This window comes from Acinetobacter sp. UBA1496, from assembly GCF_002324975.1.
Classification (GTDB): Bacteria; Pseudomonadota; Gammaproteobacteria; order Pseudomonadales; family Moraxellaceae; genus Acinetobacter; species Acinetobacter variabilis.
In genome coordinates, this window is record NZ_DCRI01000117.1 from 1 (window position 1) to 17863 (window position 17863).

At 40.5% G+C, this 17863-nt stretch carries 9 protein-coding genes and 3 pseudogenes; 5 read left to right on the plus strand and 7 right to left on the minus strand.

Annotation, left to right across the window (positions count from 1 at the left end; all coding sequences use genetic code 11):
* The first annotated feature begins 292 nt into the window (after positions 1-292).
* From ptsP to B3143_RS14955, 3 genes are read left to right on the plus strand one after another with little or no spacing between them, the layout of a single operon-like run.
* The gene (gene ptsP / locus B3143_RS14945; RefSeq protein ID WP_005233291.1) at positions 293-3157 is read left to right on the plus strand and encodes a phosphoenolpyruvate--protein phosphotransferase; all 2865 of its coding nucleotides are present in this window, start codon (positions 293-295) and stop codon (positions 3155-3157) included.
* A 6-nt stretch (positions 3158-3163) separates the two neighbouring features.
* On the plus strand, positions 3164-4096 hold the full coding sequence (gene pfkB, locus B3143_RS14950) for a 1-phosphofructokinase (protein WP_004883949.1): 933 nt from the start codon (positions 3164-3166) through the stop codon (positions 4094-4096).
* Positions 4097-4100: 4 nt separating this feature from the next.
* A complete protein-coding gene (locus B3143_RS14955) occupies positions 4101-5783 on the plus strand; it encodes a fructose-specific PTS transporter subunit EIIC (RefSeq protein WP_004883948.1) in 1683 nt (560 codons plus the stop codon).
* Positions 5784-5812: 29 nt separating this feature from the next.
* Here the strand turns inward: B3143_RS14955 and B3143_RS14960 are convergent.
* Positions 5813-6048, minus strand: a pseudogene (locus B3143_RS14960) (hypothetical protein); the annotation flags it as partial.
* 247 nt (positions 6049-6295) lie between these two features.
* Between B3143_RS14960 and B3143_RS14965 the strand changes: the two are divergent.
* On the plus strand, positions 6296-9643 hold the full coding sequence (locus B3143_RS14965) for a DEAD/DEAH box helicase (RefSeq protein ID WP_005233294.1): 3348 nt from the start codon (positions 6296-6298) through the stop codon (positions 9641-9643).
* Positions 9644-9661: 18 nt separating this feature from the next.
* Here the strand turns inward: B3143_RS14965 and B3143_RS14970 are convergent, their stop codons facing one another.
* Both B3143_RS14970 and B3143_RS14975 read right to left on the minus strand, forming a co-directional pair.
* The gene (locus B3143_RS14970) at positions 9662-10951 is read right to left on the minus strand and encodes a type II toxin-antitoxin system HipA family toxin (protein WP_005233296.1); all 1290 of its coding nucleotides are present in this window, start codon (positions 10949-10951) and stop codon (positions 9662-9664) included.
* Positions 10948-11256 carry a helix-turn-helix transcriptional regulator gene (locus B3143_RS14975; protein WP_004282130.1) on the minus strand — a complete coding sequence of 103 codons (309 nt, stop codon included), beginning with the start codon at positions 11254-11256 and terminating at the stop codon, positions 10948-10950. Before B3143_RS14975 ends, B3143_RS14970 begins: the two co-directional genes overlap by 4 nt.
* A 380-nt stretch (positions 11257-11636) precedes the next feature.
* Between B3143_RS14975 and B3143_RS14980 the strand changes: the two are divergent.
* Positions 11637-12266: pseudogene (locus B3143_RS14980) on the plus strand (aconitase family protein); the annotation flags it as partial.
* 4 nt (positions 12267-12270) lie between these two features.
* Here the strand turns inward: B3143_RS14980 and B3143_RS14985 are convergent.
* From B3143_RS14985 to B3143_RS15000, 4 genes and pseudogenes are all read right to left on the minus strand, one after another.
* A complete protein-coding gene (locus B3143_RS14985; protein ID WP_004647603.1) occupies positions 12271-12531 on the minus strand; it encodes a helix-turn-helix domain-containing protein in 261 nt (86 codons plus the stop codon).
* A gap of 284 nt (positions 12532-12815) precedes the next feature.
* Positions 12816-13184 (minus strand): MbcA/ParS/Xre antitoxin family protein, encoded by a 369-nt coding sequence (locus tag B3143_RS14990; RefSeq protein WP_005233302.1) that lies wholly within the window; start codon positions 13182-13184, stop codon positions 12816-12818.
* A 130-nt stretch (positions 13185-13314) separates the two neighbouring features.
* The gene (locus tag B3143_RS14995) at positions 13315-16530 is read right to left on the minus strand and encodes a tyrosine-type recombinase/integrase (RefSeq protein ID WP_005233303.1); all 3216 of its coding nucleotides are present in this window, start codon (positions 16528-16530) and stop codon (positions 13315-13317) included.
* Positions 16514-17851 (minus strand): annotated as a pseudogene (locus tag B3143_RS15000) (hypothetical protein); the annotation flags it as partial. The pseudogene B3143_RS15000 and the gene B3143_RS14995, both read right to left, overlap by 17 nt.
* Positions 17852-17863: the final 12 nt, after the last annotated feature.

The following is a 17863-nucleotide window of genomic DNA, read 5'->3' on the forward strand; positions in this document are numbered from 1 at the left end:
GTGTTAGCCGGATGCTTACGCTTCTCAAGACGTAGCGAAGCGTAGTGATCCGATGAAAAAAGTAAAATATACCCCCTGAAATCAGATAGAGCGGTTCAATTAGAACTAAACCCAACTATCGCAACACTGAGCTCTGGAGAATCTCGTCGTTTCTTAATTGCGTCGTAATGATGATCATGAAGATAAAATCAAAAAATACAGATTTTTGTGTAAATCCTGAGTAGAATTCGACTTATTTTTTCTGCAGTAAAAAAGCATGGCTTCTCACTATGCTGCTTTGCAAGGACGTTTTATGCTCGCGCTAGATATACAACATGTTCGAATGAAACAACACGCCACTGATAAGGCACAAGCGTTGCAATGTCTAGTCGATATCTTAGTCGAAGACCAATTGGTTACACCTGATTATATTCATGGGTTGACCGTGCGCGAACAACAAAGTGCAACGTATTTAGGGCAAGGAATTGCCATTCCGCATGGGACGCCTCAGTCTCGCCAATGTATTTTAAAAACTGGTATTCGTCTGGCACACTTTCCTGAAGGAGTTGTTTGGGACGGTGAAAATAAAATTTATTTAGCAGTGGTGATTGCTGCGAAATCAGATGAGCATTTGCAAGTCTTACAAATTTTGACGCGAGCTTTAATTAATGATGTCGCTGATCAAGTGAAACAGGCTCAATCTGCAGAGCAAATTATCGCATTATTACAAGCCCAACCCGCATCTTTGGCATTGCATGAAAATTTAATCGCCACCCAAGTTCCCGCACTTGATGTAGAAGATTTAATTTGGCAGGCAACACAGTTGCTGAAACAGCAAAAAATGGTGGAGTGTGGTTTTCTGTCGGGTTTAAACCTAAACAGCATGATTCATTTAGGGGAGGGGGTCTGGTCGATCACTTCTAACCAGCATGTTTTGAGCCCAGCTGTAAGTTTGGTAAAAGCGGAACAGGTTTTAAGCCATCAGCAGGAAATGCTCAAGACTTTGGTGTGTATTGCCAGTAATGAGCAACTGGATATGCAACGGTTTCAACGGTTAATGGATATTTTGTTTGATACTGAACAAGTTCATACCCTCAACCAAGAGCAAGATAGTCACCAGTTGGCGCAGTTAATTGGTGCTGAACTGATTCCTGATTGGCCATCTCGTCGTATTGTCTTAGCTAACGCTCATGGTCTACATGCACGTCCCGCGACACACTTGGTCAATATGACCAAGAAATTTGCAGGGGATATTCTCGTTGCTGTAGATGAGGGGGCTTACGTTTCGGCAAAAAGTTTAACCAAATTATTAGCCATGGGGTGTCGTCGTGGTCAAACTCTGACTTTTATTGCACAACCCGATACCGATGCTGTAGCAGGCTTAGAACAGATTATTGATGCAGTTCAACAAGGTTTAGGAGAAGAAGTTGAAGCTGTTGACCTTGTATCTCATCAGCATAGCAGTAGTGCCCCAGTCGTAAATAATTTGGAATTAATGCCTTTTGAATCACATGGCGATACGGGTAGCTGCGGTATTGCGGCATCAACTGGCCTTGCTTTTGGTCCTGCACATGTGGTGAAGCCACATGAATTTAGTTATGAACGTCGCGGACAGAGTTTTAAAGCTGAGAATGAAAAGCTTGAAATTGCACTTCATCAGGTGAAAAATAACTTACGTCAATTCATTGCACATACTGAATCTACTGCCATTAAGCAGATATTCATGGCACATTTGGAAATGCTGGATGATCCAGACCTCCTCCAAAGTGTACAACGCGGTTTAAAGCAAGGGTTGTCTGCTGCAGCAGCTTGGCATGATCATATTGAAGTGGCTGCTACCGCACAGGCTGCACTTAGCGATCGTTTACTGGCAGAGCGTGCGGCTGATTTAAGGGATATTGGTGAGCGTGTTTTGGCTGCTTTGTGCGGTGTGGCCGATGTCACAGAACCCGAGCAACCTTATATCTTAATTATGCATGATGTTGGCCCGAGTGATGTAGCGCGTCTGAATAAAGATCGTGTTGCAGGCATTTTGACCGCGGTTGGTGGAGCGAGTGCCCATAGTGCTATTGTGGCACGTGCTCTGGCTATTCCAGCAGTCGTAGGTGCGGGTGTAGCTGTTTTAAATATTGAGAACCATGCCACAGTGCTAATTAATGGGGATAGTGGTGAGTATGTGGTCTCACCCGAGCAAAATCAGATTGATCATGCCATTGCAGAGCGCCAACGCCAGCGTGAGTTGCGAGAACAAGCGGAACAGCATTGTTTAGAACCTGCCATCACACTGGATCAACATCAAGTTGAAATCGCAGCCAATATTGGCAAAGTGGGCGCTACGATACAGGCTGTGGCCGATGGGGCAGAAGCAATTGGTTTGCTACGCACAGAATTGGTCTTTATGTCACACAGCAGTGCGCCTGATGAGGCTACACAGGAAGCCGATTATCGGGTGGTGTTAGATGCTTTGGCGGATCGTCCATTAGTGGTACGTACACTTGATGTGGGCGGGGACAAACCTTTGCCGTATTTGCCTATTGAAAAGGAAGAAAATCCATTCTTGGGCTTACGTGGTATTCGTCTGACTTTACGTAAGCCAGAGTTGTTACGTCAGCAATTGGTTGCTTTACTTAAAGCAGCAGATAATCGCCCATTAAGAATTATGTTTCCGATGATTGGGCGGGTTGAAGAATGGCGAGCGGCAAAAGCAATTTTGGATGAGGTTCGCATACAGCATCCATGTGAAAACTTACAAGTCGGTATTATGATTGAGGTTCCTGCGGCAGCATTGTTGGCTCCAATTCTTGCTCAAGAAGTTGATTTTTTTAGTATTGGAACCAATGACTTGACTCAATATACTCTGGCGATTGACCGTGGTCATCCACTGTTGTCTGCTGAAGCTGATGGTTTACATCCGAGTATTTTGTTATTGATTGATCAAACTGTTCGGGCAGCACATCAGCATGGTAAATGGGTGGGCATTTGTGGTGAATTGGCTGCTGATCCAAAAGCTGTGCCTGTATTGATAGGCTTGGGCGTGGATGAGTTGAGTATGTCGAGTACCAGTATTCCATTGGTGAAGGCGCAAATTCGTGGTTTGAACTATATAAATTGCCAACAGGTCGCTCAGCAAGCCTTAAGTTGTGACAGTGCAACTGCCGTACGTGCATTGGTGGAGTAATTACGAATGGCTAAGATATTAAGCATTACTCTGAATCCTGCAATTGACCTCACCGTGCAATTGGATCAACTAAAAGTTGGCGAGGTCAATCGTCAGTTAACGGCCCAAAGCCATGCAGCAGGTAAAGGCTTAAACGTGGCACAGGTCCTTAAGGATTTGGGACATGAACTGATTGTGAGTGGCTTTTTGGGGCAAGACAACCGTCAAATTTTTGACCATCATATCCAGCAAGAGCAATTTGATAACCAATTTATTTATGTTGCAGGTGAAACACGACAAAACATTAAAGTTGCAGAAGCTTCTGGTCAGATGACTGACATCAATGGCAAGGGCTTTTTTGTAGATACCTCAGCAAAACAACAACTATGTGAACGTTTATCTCAACTGATTTTAGAAGTTGATGTGATTGTGATTGCTGGCAGTTTGCCACAAGGGTTTTCTGCAGAAGAGCTTTCGACACTGATTCTATGGTTACAGTCTGCTGGTAAAAAAGTCGCAGTAGATACCAGTGGTGTTGCGTTGAAAGCAGCAATTGCTGCCCATCCTTGGTTGATTAAGCCTAATACAGATGAGTTGACGGAAACCTACCATTTGCCAGCAGAAACGTTTGCAGAACAGCAGCATCTTTTTGCCAGTTTAAATAGTCAGATCGAACATATTGTGGTCTCGATGGGTGAAAACGGAGTGAACTGGCTTCACCGCACGCAACCCCTGCATGCTACTGCACCGAAAGTCACCGTCCAAAGTACGGTGGGTGCGGGAGATTCCTTGCTGGCAGGTATGATTCATGGCTTGTTGAGTTCAACTTCCCCAGAAGAAACATTGAAAACAGCAACCGCAATTGCGAGCAACGCTGTGACCCAAATTGGGTTTGCCCTTCCAGACTTTGCTGTTATTGAAGATTTGAAATCGCAAATCTCAGTCCAATCATTGAGTTAATACGATGCAAGAGATAAAACATATTTTATTTGTGCCACATAGTCCCGAGCAGCCGATTAATGCAGTGATTTTGGCCAAAAAACTCTCCAAAGCAGCGACAGCACTTGGTATTTCCAATGATGTGGCGACATCAGTCGAGCATCTCGATTTATCAAATGTTATTGATACAGTTGTTTTTGTTGGACAGAAGTCGGTAGATGCGGATCAACTGCGTGACAAGGTTGTGAAAGTCATTGGTTTGAATAACGCACAACACGATGCGATCATGCTTTTGCAACAAGTTCTTGAGCATTCAGATGCTTTAGATGAAACTACTGCAGCCAATGTAGGGATTACACGGTTTGTCGCCATTACAGCATGTCCAACTGGTGTTGCGCATACGTTTATGGCGGCCGAAGCCTTACAACAGGGTGCAGTAAAGCACGGTTATCAGATTGATGTTGAAACCCAAGGATCGGTTGGGGCTAAAAATATTTTATCGGCAGAAAGTATTGCCAAAGCAGATGTGGTGATCTTAGCAACGGATATTGAGGTCAATACAGATCGCTTTGTAGGCAAACGTGTATATCGCTGCAGTACAGGATTTGCCCTTAAGCAAACGGATAAGACTTTTGCAAATGCAATTGCTGAGGCCAAAGTGCTTGAAACGGGTAAGCAAACAGCCACTAAGACAGAAAATGAAAACAAAGAAAAAACTGGAATTTATAAACACCTTTTAACAGGGGTATCTTTCATGCTGCCGATGGTGGTGGCGGGCGGTTTGATCATTGCCATCTCGTTTATGTTTGGCCTCAATCCTGTTGAAGGAAGCTTTGCCGCATCCTTAAAGCAAATAGGTGCTGCAGCATTTACTCTTATGGTACCTATGCTGGCAGGTTACATTGCTTATTCTATTGCGGATCGTCCGGGTTTAACTCCAGGTTTGATTGGCGGTTTACTTGCCACACAATTAGAGGCAGGCTTTCTCGGTGGATTAGTTGCAGGTTTTATTGCAGGTTATATTGCGTTATTTTTATCGAAGCAGCTTAAACTCCCAAGTAGCTTAGAAGCATTAAAACCAATATTGATTATTCCACTATTGGCCAGTTTAGCTGTTGGTTTAATCATGATTTATGTGGTTGGACAGCCTGTTGCACAATTGTTTGAATTACTCACACACTTCCTTGCCAATATGGGGACGACCAATGCCATGATCATGGGGATTATCCTTGGGAGTATGATGTGTATTGATGTTGGAGGGCCAATAAATAAAGCGGCTTATGCCTTTACGGTGGGCTTACTTACGTCACAAACATACGGACCGATGGCGATTACCATGGCTGCGGGTATGGTACCGCCATTGGGTATGGCAATTGCAACTTTTCTGGCAAAGTATAAATTTACCAAACCTGAGCAAGATGCAGGGAAGGCTGCTGTAGTTCTGGGCCTATGTTTCATTTCGGAAGGTGCTATTCCGTTTGCTGCCAAAGACCCGATTCGAGTGCTTCCATGCGCGATCGCAGGTGGTGCTGTAACTGGGGCTTTGGTTGCATTATTTAAATGTGAACTAGTCACTCCGCATGGCGGTGTAATGGTGCTGATCATTCCGAATGCGATGAATTATCCATTAAAATATTTATTGGCGATTGCGATTGGAAGTGTGGTGACTGGTGTAGCTTATGCCGTGATAAAACAACGGTTAGAATAAGCCCTTCATAGAAGCTTTGTGAAAGCTATTTAGTGCAATAAATGAATATTATGCTCAATCCAATTTGGATCAGTTGGAGAGTCTCTGCTTGAATTTGTCCAGGTAGTAGGTCATGAGCGATATTGCTGAACCGGATTGCAACCTTACAAATCGAGCCAATAATTTCATCAACTTCTTGGACACAAAGTTCCGCTTCCTGAGTACCAAGTTTCACAAGAGCTTGTCGAGGAATATTCAGTGCCTCACCCATGATATCCATTTGATGTGCAGGAAAGTTCTAAACCTCTACTGATCGCTTCTGCACTGTATTCAAAGGCGATTAATGGCCGACCTGTGATTGCGGTTGAGGAGACCAATGTACCCCAAAGCCAATATTCACCCCATCCATTGTAGTAAACATTAAGTTTTTGAGCATGGATTTATTTCCTTTTGATACGTTGGCGAGCACTACTGTTCTGAAATGACAGCTTTGTCCGTTATAATTGTATAAACATTTTTGGTTTCTGGTAATTATGTCCTCATTGATCAATTTTCTATCTCGCTTTAGTACTGCAACTCTTCAGCGCAGTCTGAGCTATGCTAAACACATTGATAGGGAAACGATTGAATTCTTTGAGGACAAAGACGGGGTTACGATGTATGCCCAAATTGAAGGGACAGATTATTACGATACTGCAATTACCTATAATCCCCAAAAAGACCGTTTAATCGATGACGATTGCACTTGTCCGGTTGGATATAACTGTAAACATGCTGCTGCTTTAGCGCGGTTATTCTTTCAAGAATATCGTCAGGAATTTCAGCAGCGTTATGCTGACTCTCAATCCCCGCAGGGAATCGCAAAACGCCAACGGGGGGATGATCAGGCGCAGCGCTGGTTGAATGATTTTAAACGGTATTTACAACAGACTGAACCAGAGCAATCTGTCAAAACAAACAATTATTTAATTTACCTGCTAGATCAGTCTGTCAGCTTAAAGAAATTGACAGTTGATGTTCAGAAGGCCAGACGCAATAAAAATGGCTCAATTGCGGGGGAAAGTTATTATACCCAATATGAAAATATCACCAGAAAGCATCTGACTTTACCTGAACAAAAACGACAATTATTTAACCAGATTTATTATTATGCCAAAATAAACAGTGACGAACGCTTTTATCAAAGCAATCTCGATATCTCCAGCATTTTATTGGAGCATTTCAAATCTTTTATTCAAAGTGGCGATGTGTACTGGCAAAAAAAGAGCCATACTGCACTTCAATGGTCAGAACAAGGCTACAACATCGAATTTAGATGGGAACAAGGGGCTAAACAACAGACAGAGCATTTAAACATTGAATTGGTCAATGGTGATATTCGACTCGATTTGAAATTAAATCCACATATTCAGATTCTCGCGAGCCAGCCACCGTGTTATGTGGATATTCAACAGAACACGGTGGGCCAGTTATATGGTGAATATACGGCAAATCTTCTGTACCATTTTTTACAGATGCCTGATCTTCCATCTATGCTCTTGCCAGAGTTTGAGAAACTGACTCATCAATATTCAGACGTGAAAAATCTACCTCAGCCCGAGTCTATTCAGCATATTGATGTCCTTGAGGGAAGTCCCCAGCCAATTTTACGCTTCGGTGTTTTAGATAAATTTGATTGGAAATGGGAAGAGTCTGTTTGTGCCGAAATTGAATTCTCCTATGTAGGCGGACGAATAAAAGCAGGTACATCAGGTGACAGTTTTATTGGTGAGCAGCATGGCAAAATGGTGCGACAGCTTCGGAACTTAGTTCAGGAACAACAGTCAATCCAGCGTTTACAGCTATTGGTCGAATCACTGAAGTGGGTGAAAGATCTTAATTATTACCAGCAATTAAAACTGGATAAACAACGTCTTGATTCTATGGTTTTTGCGTTCTATGGAGACTGGATCAAACAGCTGATGCCCATCAATCAAATTGAATTGATTGGATGGCAGATAGAGCATCTGGAACACAGCCCATTTAAGCTGCAATATGTTGAAAATTTAAATATTTCCATCACTGAATCTGAAAGCCAACAAGACTGGTTCAATATCGGGGCGACCGTTCAGGACAGTGCAGGCAATAGCTATGATTTACTCGATGCACTTGTGGCTTTGGTGAAAGAACAGCCTGATTTACTTGATCCACGGATTTTTGGTCATCTGAATGACAGTCACATTTTCACCCTGAAAACTGCAGCGGATCAACCAGATTTGGCTTTATCCGCAAAGGACATTAAGCCGGTATTGTTGCATCTGCAGAGCATTTTACAGCAAGAAGAGCGTAGCATAGATCGCTATGATGCGAGTCAACTATTAGAATTACAACATCATCTGGGGATGGTGTGGCAGGTCAGTAATCGCCTGCAGCAATTTGCGCAGAAATTCAAACAAGGCTATCAGCAACAACTGCCGACACCACAAGGTTTTCAGGGGGAATTACGTCCATACCAGCAGCAGGGCCTAGGCTGGTTACAGTTTTTAAGGGAAACCCAGCATGGCGGGATTCTGGCGGATGATATGGGTTTGGGTAAAACAGCACAAACTTTAGCCCACTTACTCATGGAAAAGCAGGCTGGTCATTTGCAGGACAGACCCGCCTTAATTGTTGCACCCACATCGCTGATGCATAACTGGTTCAAAGAAGCGGAAAAATTTACCCCTGAGCTCAAGGTACTGCTGCTACAAGGCCCCGACCGCCATCAGTATTTTGAGCAGATTTCACACTATGATATTGTGTTAACCACCTACCCGCTCTTGGCGAGAGATGAAGAGCAACTGAAGCAATATGAATATCATCAACTCATTCTGGATGAAGCGCAGAATATTAAAAATCCGCGTGCCAAAGCTGCACAGGTAGTACGGCAATTAACAGCGCGACATCGTCTATGTCTAACTGGTACACCTATGGAAAATCATTTGGGTGAGCTGTGGGCACTATTTTATTTTCTAATGCCAGGATTTTTATATTCACAAGAAATCTTTAATAAAAAGTACCGCTATCCTATTGAAAAACGCGGTGATCAGCAGTTAAGGCAAAAGTTGGTAAACCGCATTAAACCCTTTATTTTACGTCGCTTGAAAACTGACGTTGCCAAGGAATTGCCTGAAAAAACCACGATTGAAGTCAATATTGACATGAATGAGCAGCAATCCAAGCTATACGAGGCTGTTCGCGCCACGATGCAGGCAAATATTCAGAAAATTGTGGCAGAAAAAGGCTTTAAGCGTAGTCAAATCCAAATTTTAGATGCCTTGCTGAAGCTGCGTCAGGTCTGTTGTCATCCTAGCTTGCTGAAACTGGATTCAGTTAAAACCGGGCAGGCGTATTCTGCCAAACTTGAACAGTTGATGGATATGGTTGTTCCAATGGTGGAAGAGGGACGAAAAATTCTTATTTTCTCTCAGTTTACCTCAATGTTGGAACTGATTGAACAACAGCTCCATCACGCAGAAATTGGCTATGTGAAGCTGACTGGAAAGACCAAAAAGCGAGATGAAGTCATTACAGCATTTCAGTCTGGACAAGTGCCGGTATTTTTAATCAGTCTGAAAGCAGGAGGGGTTGGTCTGAATCTAACTGCCGCAGATACGGTCATTCACTATGATCCATGGTGGAACCCTGCTGCTGAAGATCAAGCTTCAGATCGTGCATGGCGGATTGGACAGGACAAGCCGGTATTTGTGTATAAGCTGATTACCAATAAAAGCATAGAAGAAAAAATTATTGCCTTGCAGCAGAATAAAGCAGAACTGGCACAGTCTATTCTAAGCACAGATCATGAGGGAGAAGTGAAACTGACGGAAAATGATGTGATGAAATTGTTTGAGAAATTTTAGCTTGGTTACAGGTTTCCTCTAATCATCTGTAAGTATCTGAAAGTCTGGATGCAATTTTTTCCAATGTTCTCTTAATTTTTCTTTATGAACAGAAAACATAGGTAAGTCTAGTAATAGCACTTGCCATACTGACCGTGCTTTGTCCATGATCGCGTGAAGTTGTTTTTCAATAACACGCCATGGAACACCGACTTTTTCAGCCCATTGTTCAAAGTGTTTCATCTCAGCTAAATACCAATCTTTATTTTTGGCAAGATTCAATGCGAAATGAAGCTCATTTTCAATATATACACTAGTCATCAATATATCGTATGCGGGAGATAATCTTGGTGTTCTTTTGTCCTGATAAATCATACTCCAGTTTTTTAAGTGTGCATCTCCATTGGCGAGCAAAATGTTGACAAGTAAGTGGCTGGCAACTTGCTGAATATCAAGAATTTTGTTATATGAAAATTGATAAATGATCTTTCCTATCTGCTCATAATTTGTGGTGCTGTATTTCTGCTGTGGATATGCACCGAAGATCTGAGCAAAGTCTTCGATGTGAATAAGCTCTGTAGTATCAGCAGTACTCTGTCTATCAAATCTTTTGATTGCAAAAGCATATTGCTCTTGGGGTAAATTTAATGGTGGAAGGTTTTGTAAGAGTGCCATATCCACCAAGCGAATCTCAGAGACATCTATTCCGACCATTTTGGCAAGGCTCATCATAGGATATTCATTTAGCGGAACAAAAGCATGTCTGGAAGAAGGAGTTTTGACAATCCAGTCCCCGTGTAGAGACGATTCCGTTGCCTGGACTAGTGTAAAACGCCCATCTTTGGCTTTCATGGAAAACTTCATTTGGACGCCGGCCAAGGAAAACTTATTATCTGTTCGGATCTCCTGTTTTAAGATCTGATCTGGATTAGAGATCTGCAGTTTGAATTTTATTTCATCTGGAATTTCTTCTGGATCTAATGGAGTCGCAATGAGTGCTCCAGGTAAATCATGACCTAAAGCTGCCAATAACTGAAATTCATTGTCTATATGTACTTTGAGGCTTTGTGCAATCAGTTCGCGTAATGCACCTTCTGGTAGCAAGTTTGATAGCAAGGGATGTAAACGCTGATGTGTAACATAGGTCTTTTCTAAAATCCTATCCACTTGAGGATACAAGGGGGAAGTCAGCAGGCTCAAGGTCGGGCGTTGCTGATCAGAGCGGAAGGAATCTGTAAAAACCAGAATATTTTTTCCGCTCTGAAATCCTGCCAAGTATCCAACGATACCGTGATGTAATGTTAATTTCAGGACGGCAACAGTATTCATGGTTCCTCTCCTCCGAGAAGACCCTTCCATGGGTTAGTCATTAAGTCATCCTGATCTTCAATAGTGACTTTAATTTCATCATTCAATAATTGTCTGATCAAATGAACCTTATCATCAGGAATGAGCATCAGTTGAGCATTTAATCCTGCCGCTATAATTTCTAAGGTCTCTAATCGAGGGTTGCCCTGACTTTCCAGTTTTTGGTACTGCTGTCTTGAAATGCCTGTACGGGATTGCATATCAACTTGCTTTAAGCCCAATTGGGTTCGTCTTTTTTTGATTTGCTGAAGTAAAGACTTATTCATTGTAGATACATTTATTGCTTTTAGGTCCTGTAAGAAACATATTAGTTTCTTTTTTTTGAAAAGCAATTTATGACTTTATCATTTCGATCTGTAAAAGCCCTAGCTACGTAGTGATCTGAAATCACTCTGAAAATACAGTTAAAATACGCGGTTCAATTTACCTTAATCTCCTTACGTAATTGGCAGCCAGATCTGAACTGTTGGCAACTCTCTGGCAAAATTTCCTGGCAGCTCTGCATTTAACTACCTAGCGCAATCTGATAATAAATAATAACAAACCCGCCGTGCAGTTAGCATACAGTAAGTAAAGGAATGGTTGACTGTGATCATAAAAATAGCATATCAAGCCGGAGGGAAACTAGACGGCTAAGTATAGTAATATCAATAGTTTTAATACTTTAGAAACATTAACCGTCGGTTCAGAACACTATCAGATTTTCAACCTGTCTAAATTGCAAGTGCAGTTAGGTGACCTGTCCCAACTACCAAAATCTTTAAAAGTCTTGCTGGAAAATTTACTACGTTTTGAAGATCAGCTCACGGTGAAAACCGAGCATATTCATGCCTTGGCAGGATGGCTTAACGATCGAACTTCAGAACAGGAAATCCAGTATCGTCCGGCACGGGTCCTGATGCAGGATTTTACCGGTGTTCCTGCAGTGGTTGATCTTGCTGCAATGCGTGCAGCAGTGGCCAAAGCCGGTGGTGATCCGGAAAAAATTAATCCGTTGTCACCGGTGGATTTAGTCATCGATCACTGGGTGATGGTCGATTACTTTGCTAGCCCGCAAGCTTTTGACTAGAATATCGCCATTGAGATGCAACGCAATGGCGAGCGCTACCAGTTTCTACGTTGGGGGCAGGCGGCGCTCAATCAGTTTCGCGTGGTGCCGCCAGGAACCGGAATTTGCCATCAGGTCAATCTGGAATATCTGGCACAAGTGGTCTGGAGCAATGAGGTCGATGGGCAGGGCTTTGCCTTTTCTGATACCTTATTCGGTACCGATTCACAATTTATTCATCATATTCTGAAAATATTTCTTCAATTTCATCCCACTGCGGCAATTTATGCTTTTTTTTATTCACTTCGAATTGTAAACCAACACCATCAAGCACACGTTCAAATATGTCAAATGAACCTGTAAAATGGCCATTTTCCATCTCTGAAATTGTTGTTTTATTGACTTGAGTTTTTTCTGCAAGGCTTTTCTGTGTATAGCCTAACCCTTTTCTTGCCAAACGTATTTCTTTACCTATTTCACCTCGTGTAGCCATTTTTTTCTCCCGAAATTTGTTAGCCATATAGCAAACTTTTAACTAATTATGGTTAATATTCGCTATATAGCAAACTTTTATAATGATTCTTGAATAGCTAAATTGAACTTATAAGATTCAATTTAGCCTCAAATTAGGTTAATAGAATCCATATATGTATGGTAGTTCTCAATAATGAGGCAGTTGTATACCTCTTGAGAAGAGAAACTTCTTATACCTTGAATTTGAATTATTAGACAAAATTATGACTTTTAATTTTCTGTGTAATGAAGCTTTATATATTCTTAATATTTACCCTGAAGCCGAAGTCCTTCGACTACGTTTAATACAGTAGCTAATCCCTGAGTAGTCTGAATCTGTTTTATCGGAATGCCTTTGGTTAGCTTATTTGGTGACTTCATAAAATGCTGCATCCATTTAGCCTCTCCACCTGTTAGAGCATCTAGTGATATCGCAATACGAATTAAAATAATTGCGAGTTCTCCTTGACTTGAATCGGGATCTAACTGAAGCGAATTTAAAGTTTCCACTGAATCTAAATTGATAACGATAGCAAGCTGGTCCAGTGTCAAACCAAGTTGTTTTGCAGATGATAAAACAGCTTTAGTTAATACCTTTTTTTGTTTTGCAATTTTTTCTGACGTTTTATGCATGACTGATCTCAGTTTCAGACGTTGCTGATACCTAGAGTTTATACTATTTGATTATCGTTTCTCAGACATCCAATTTTTACTGAAGATATATTAAATTTGGCTTTAGATAAGGAAGCAACGGTTAAATTATTTAACAGCATGTGGTTATTTTTAGACCTTCAGCTTTAAGTTCAAGAGATCGAGGTCTGCCGATACATGCTAGATGTAAGCAAAATTTAAATGCGGCCAGTGCTTTGGCATCTTTTGTCGAGTAAAGCTGGAGACGAACATAATCTTCTTGAGTCGTAGGATGCTCTGTTGTGCTCGATTTAGCCAGCTTCAGTAATAAAGGTTGTTTCTTTTTATCTAGCAATTGTACCAAGTCTTGTCCAAGCAAATGCCAAAATTGATGGGGAAACAGGTCTTTTACCTTGCAATAAAATGATTCCAATTGATCAATTTTATTCCAGCGATAATGAATGCCGGTATGCGAAACTGTAACACGACTTAAAAATGTCTCAAGCACCGCTTTTATTTGATCTGGCTTTTTTTCAAAGATATTTTGAATATTTTCAAAGAAATAGTTCCTTGCTTTGCGCTCTTCAACGGTATCTATCATCGAGGGTTTCAAAGGTTTATCCAGATGATTTGTGTTGTTGAGATCAAATAACCTTGGGTTGTTTTTTTGAGACTTGAGTTGGCCCAGTTGTTTGGCATTTTCATACCAGTAGTTAACCAGTTCGACAGGTAAACTCATTTCTTGTGATACCCGATCTGGTTCATGATGAATTTCCAGTAAATTTAGGCACTTAAAAAACCATGCAAATGAAACTTTGGATTCTTTTGTTCCCGCGAAATATTTAAAAAAATCATGATGCTTTGAGTTAAATGAAACCTCATCTAGAATGTCTTCTACGTTACTTTTTAACCAGTCAGTTTGATCGTTGAGTAACTGCTGACTTAAATGACCAGCATGCTTTTCGAAATTGAATGGAGCAGAATCTTTTACTGTGTTTAAAAATTTGAAAGAAGGTAGGTAGCCCATCATCTTTTTTGCCAGTTGAGTATCGATGTCTGGGTGATATTTCAGTATTTTATGCCCAGCAATCAGGTAGCTTAGATGAATATAACTTTTAAAAGTTTCTGTAGGGTCAATGTGACCCAGTAAATGGGCAATCATAAACCAATGATTTTGACCATGTGTATGACGGAGTAACTCTGTCCGAATGGACTGATATTGTTCTTCAGTATAATCCGTCAGATTCTTGACTAGGGGAGCGTAATCGCAGTTGAGCAGAACGGATAAGTGATTGGCAGCCGTGTGTCGAAATGAGTGAAAAGAATAATCATGAGTTTTAAAAAGCTCGTTCATAATCATTCTAAAAGGTGTTGTCACCGTATGTTTGTTCAGCTTGCTATTTTCATTCCAATTACGGAATAAGTATAAGTTTTGCTGATTGAGTAAACGTTGCTCGACTACATGATTATGAAATAGTTGATATTCATCGGTTTTTAATAAGCAATACACAGGAACTTTGCGTTCAGCACTATCTGTTTTAAGTTGATGTAAGTTTCCTTTCTTTTTTGAGCCGTAGGGCTGAATCCATACTGATAGACAGCTCAAGCCCTCAATATCCCGCACACGTAAGCCTAGAATTTCATTAATACGCATACCGGTACGGTAAGCTAAGATATAGATGATTTTTAATGTCTTATAAGTGTTTTCTTGACTATTAGCACCTGAAAATAAGGTATCTAATTTGTTCATGAAAGCTTGATAAGTCAAAGGGCCAATAATACGGGCTCTAGGCCTATTTTGTATGGCGAGTGATTCTAATTCGAGAGATTCAGCTTCGAAAACTGTTCGTTGAAAGCTATGGAAGCGCTTCAACATCCTGCTGGTTTGACCTCTGGATTTTTTAAATTCAGGTTGGCCTGCTTCATCTGCGAGACGGGTGTTCGTAATAATTTGTGTGTAGATATTTGCCAGATTCGTATTCAGATCATCTTCGCTATCTAGATATTGTAAAGAATGTGTTAGCCAAGGCTCGGCAATCCGGGAGTAATAAGTGTAAATCGAACTATCTGCTAATGGTCTATTCTGCTGAAACGATTTTTGAAATTGGTTAGCGCAAAAATTAAAATTTTCAGCCAGTTGCTGAATCTGTTCTAATTCTGGTTTATAAAGGCTGATGAGCCATAAGGCGACACGTTTACTATACTCATTAAATTTATTAGTATTTTCAATGCAATATTTAATGATTAATGCATCGACGCTTTGATCAGTTTGTGGTGTACGAATCAGTTGTAAAAGGTCTTTGTGAATCTTTATAACATCATCCAAGGCTTGCTGAATGTCATCATTAGAGTAGGATTGACCCACAATAGATGGTGATTTTTCTACATCTGAATCAGTAAGAGTGTCCTGCTGATATTTAAATTTTGGATGAAGAAATCTTTCAAATTCTATTTCTGATAAGCCACAGGTTGCAGTATTTTCTATAAGACATTGTGAGAGAGCAGGATCAATGTCAACTTTCGGGAGTTGCATCCAGTTAAAGTTGGCGTAGTCGCGTAATAATTTATAAGTTTTAAGATTAAATGGTAACTTAATCTTATTAAAAATAAGCTGTAGATAATCTTCTACATTCTGGTTTACTGTACGAATATTTCTGCTATTAAAATGAATTAACCATAAGCGGGTGATTTGATCAGGAATAAAATTACGCGATTTACGAATGGTTTTTTCATCAATAAATAGATCTCCATAAGAGGGAGAGAGCGGTTCTAAAAATATAATGTTCAGATCTTCGATCTTTCTGATTTTTGCCGGATCTTTTAAGTGTTCAAGCAAAGCTTCTAAAGACGCTTTTTGATTTAAGCCGGAATAAAGCATGGCAGAAATAACAATATTTCCAATGATTTCATCATCAGAAAATGTCTTGCTATCTTTTGCTAGAATCCAGTAGTCCCAAAGCTTATCAAGAACTTCATCAACCTGCTGTCCCTTCTCGATCCAGTCCATGGTAAAAACCGGCTGATCACGCTGCATCTCAAATGTCAGATTTGGTAGGGGCAGGGGCTCGCTCCTATTTAGATTGATTTTTTTAATATACGATCGAAAAAATTCATGCGCATATTTTTTCCAGGCCAAGCTTGAAGCTTTACGTTTAATAAACTCATAAATTGCTGGATAGAAGGATTCAAGATGTTCTTTTTGTTCTAGTTCTATTTCTTGGAAATATTGAATTAATTCCTTTTCTACATCCGATCGAGGAGATTTCTCTTTCTCAAGACGAATTTGTTTTCTACGATTTTCTGCATATAGTGGTCGAGCTTGCTTAGTTCGTTTATTGGATGAGGACATCGAGTTCAATACCGGTAATATTAAAATAATCTTTTATTTGTTCAAGAACATGAGCAATGCTTGAATATTGTGAAATAGATAAGCTGGAATAAGGATGCGCAGCTTCTTGCTGCATCGGCTCATGACCGAATAAAGCTAAAATTTCAATTTCGCTAATTTTATGGCTGAGAAACGCACGGGCTGTATGCCGGTGCCAGTTTTCATGTTCCAAACCTAACTCTGGATGAAAGTCTTCTACAGTCGAAGGTCTCAAAGGTTGCCATTGACCATCCTGAAAGATATTTAACAGTGGGAGCTTGCTCTCTAGAATCTGCTGAATATTATTTGAAATTTCTGGCTGAATAGGAGTAATTTGAGTTTTAAAATAATGTAGAAAATCTATGAATTTCAGGAGTTCTTGTACAACAAAATGACACAGTGGAATCAAACGTCCATAGCCTTGACGCCCACCCACCTCTTTATCAGAAACCATCAAAATTTTTCTTTTCAGGTTAAAGCTTTTTAAAAAACCAGGAAACTCAGCGACGGGTCGCGCAGCAGTAAAAAGCAATAAAAAATGCCACATCCAGATATTGTAGTGATTAAAAATTGCTATCCAGTCATCTTCTTTTTGTGAAATTATTCTGAATTTGAGAGTGGCAAAGATATTTTGAATCACATTTGAAGTAGGTGCTTTGCGGCTTCCAAAGTTTTTTTCTGCAGCATATTCAATATTCTGGTATTCATCGGATAGCGACTCACACAGCTCTTTTAAAATTAAGACATATTCAGTCTGTAAAGTCAGGATATTTTGATGACAATAAGAAGTAGAAGAAGACTTATTGGCATCAATACCAGTGAGAAGGTCAGCAAGCTGTTTATTTCCAGTGCGTTGCAAAATAGTCTGATGTAAAAGAGAGCCAATTCTTATTAGTGATAATTTTGGAATATAAAATTTGGCTCTCAGCTGTTTCAAATGTTGCTGAAGGTCCTCTTCCTTAACGGGGTCACCGTCTCGCAGAGATTCAATAAATGAATTCGGGATCGGGATGTCCAGATGAACTGTTTGGTTGAGCAAGCCCTCTGGATAAGCAAAATCCTTATTTTCAAAAATTGAAAATTTACTTCTCAGATAATATTGTCCATTGCTTTGCTTGATCTGTTGGCGAGCATTTAAATTTTTAGCACGTTTACTTTGTAGACGGAGCCACTCCTGGATTTTATTTCCTGTCAGAAATGACAGCATCAGGATCAAGGATGCCTTCTTTTTTTTGATTTCTTTATCCTTGTCTTTAGAGTCTTCTTTAACCTCAACAATGTAATTTTTATATAGTTCTAGGACTTACGCACTATT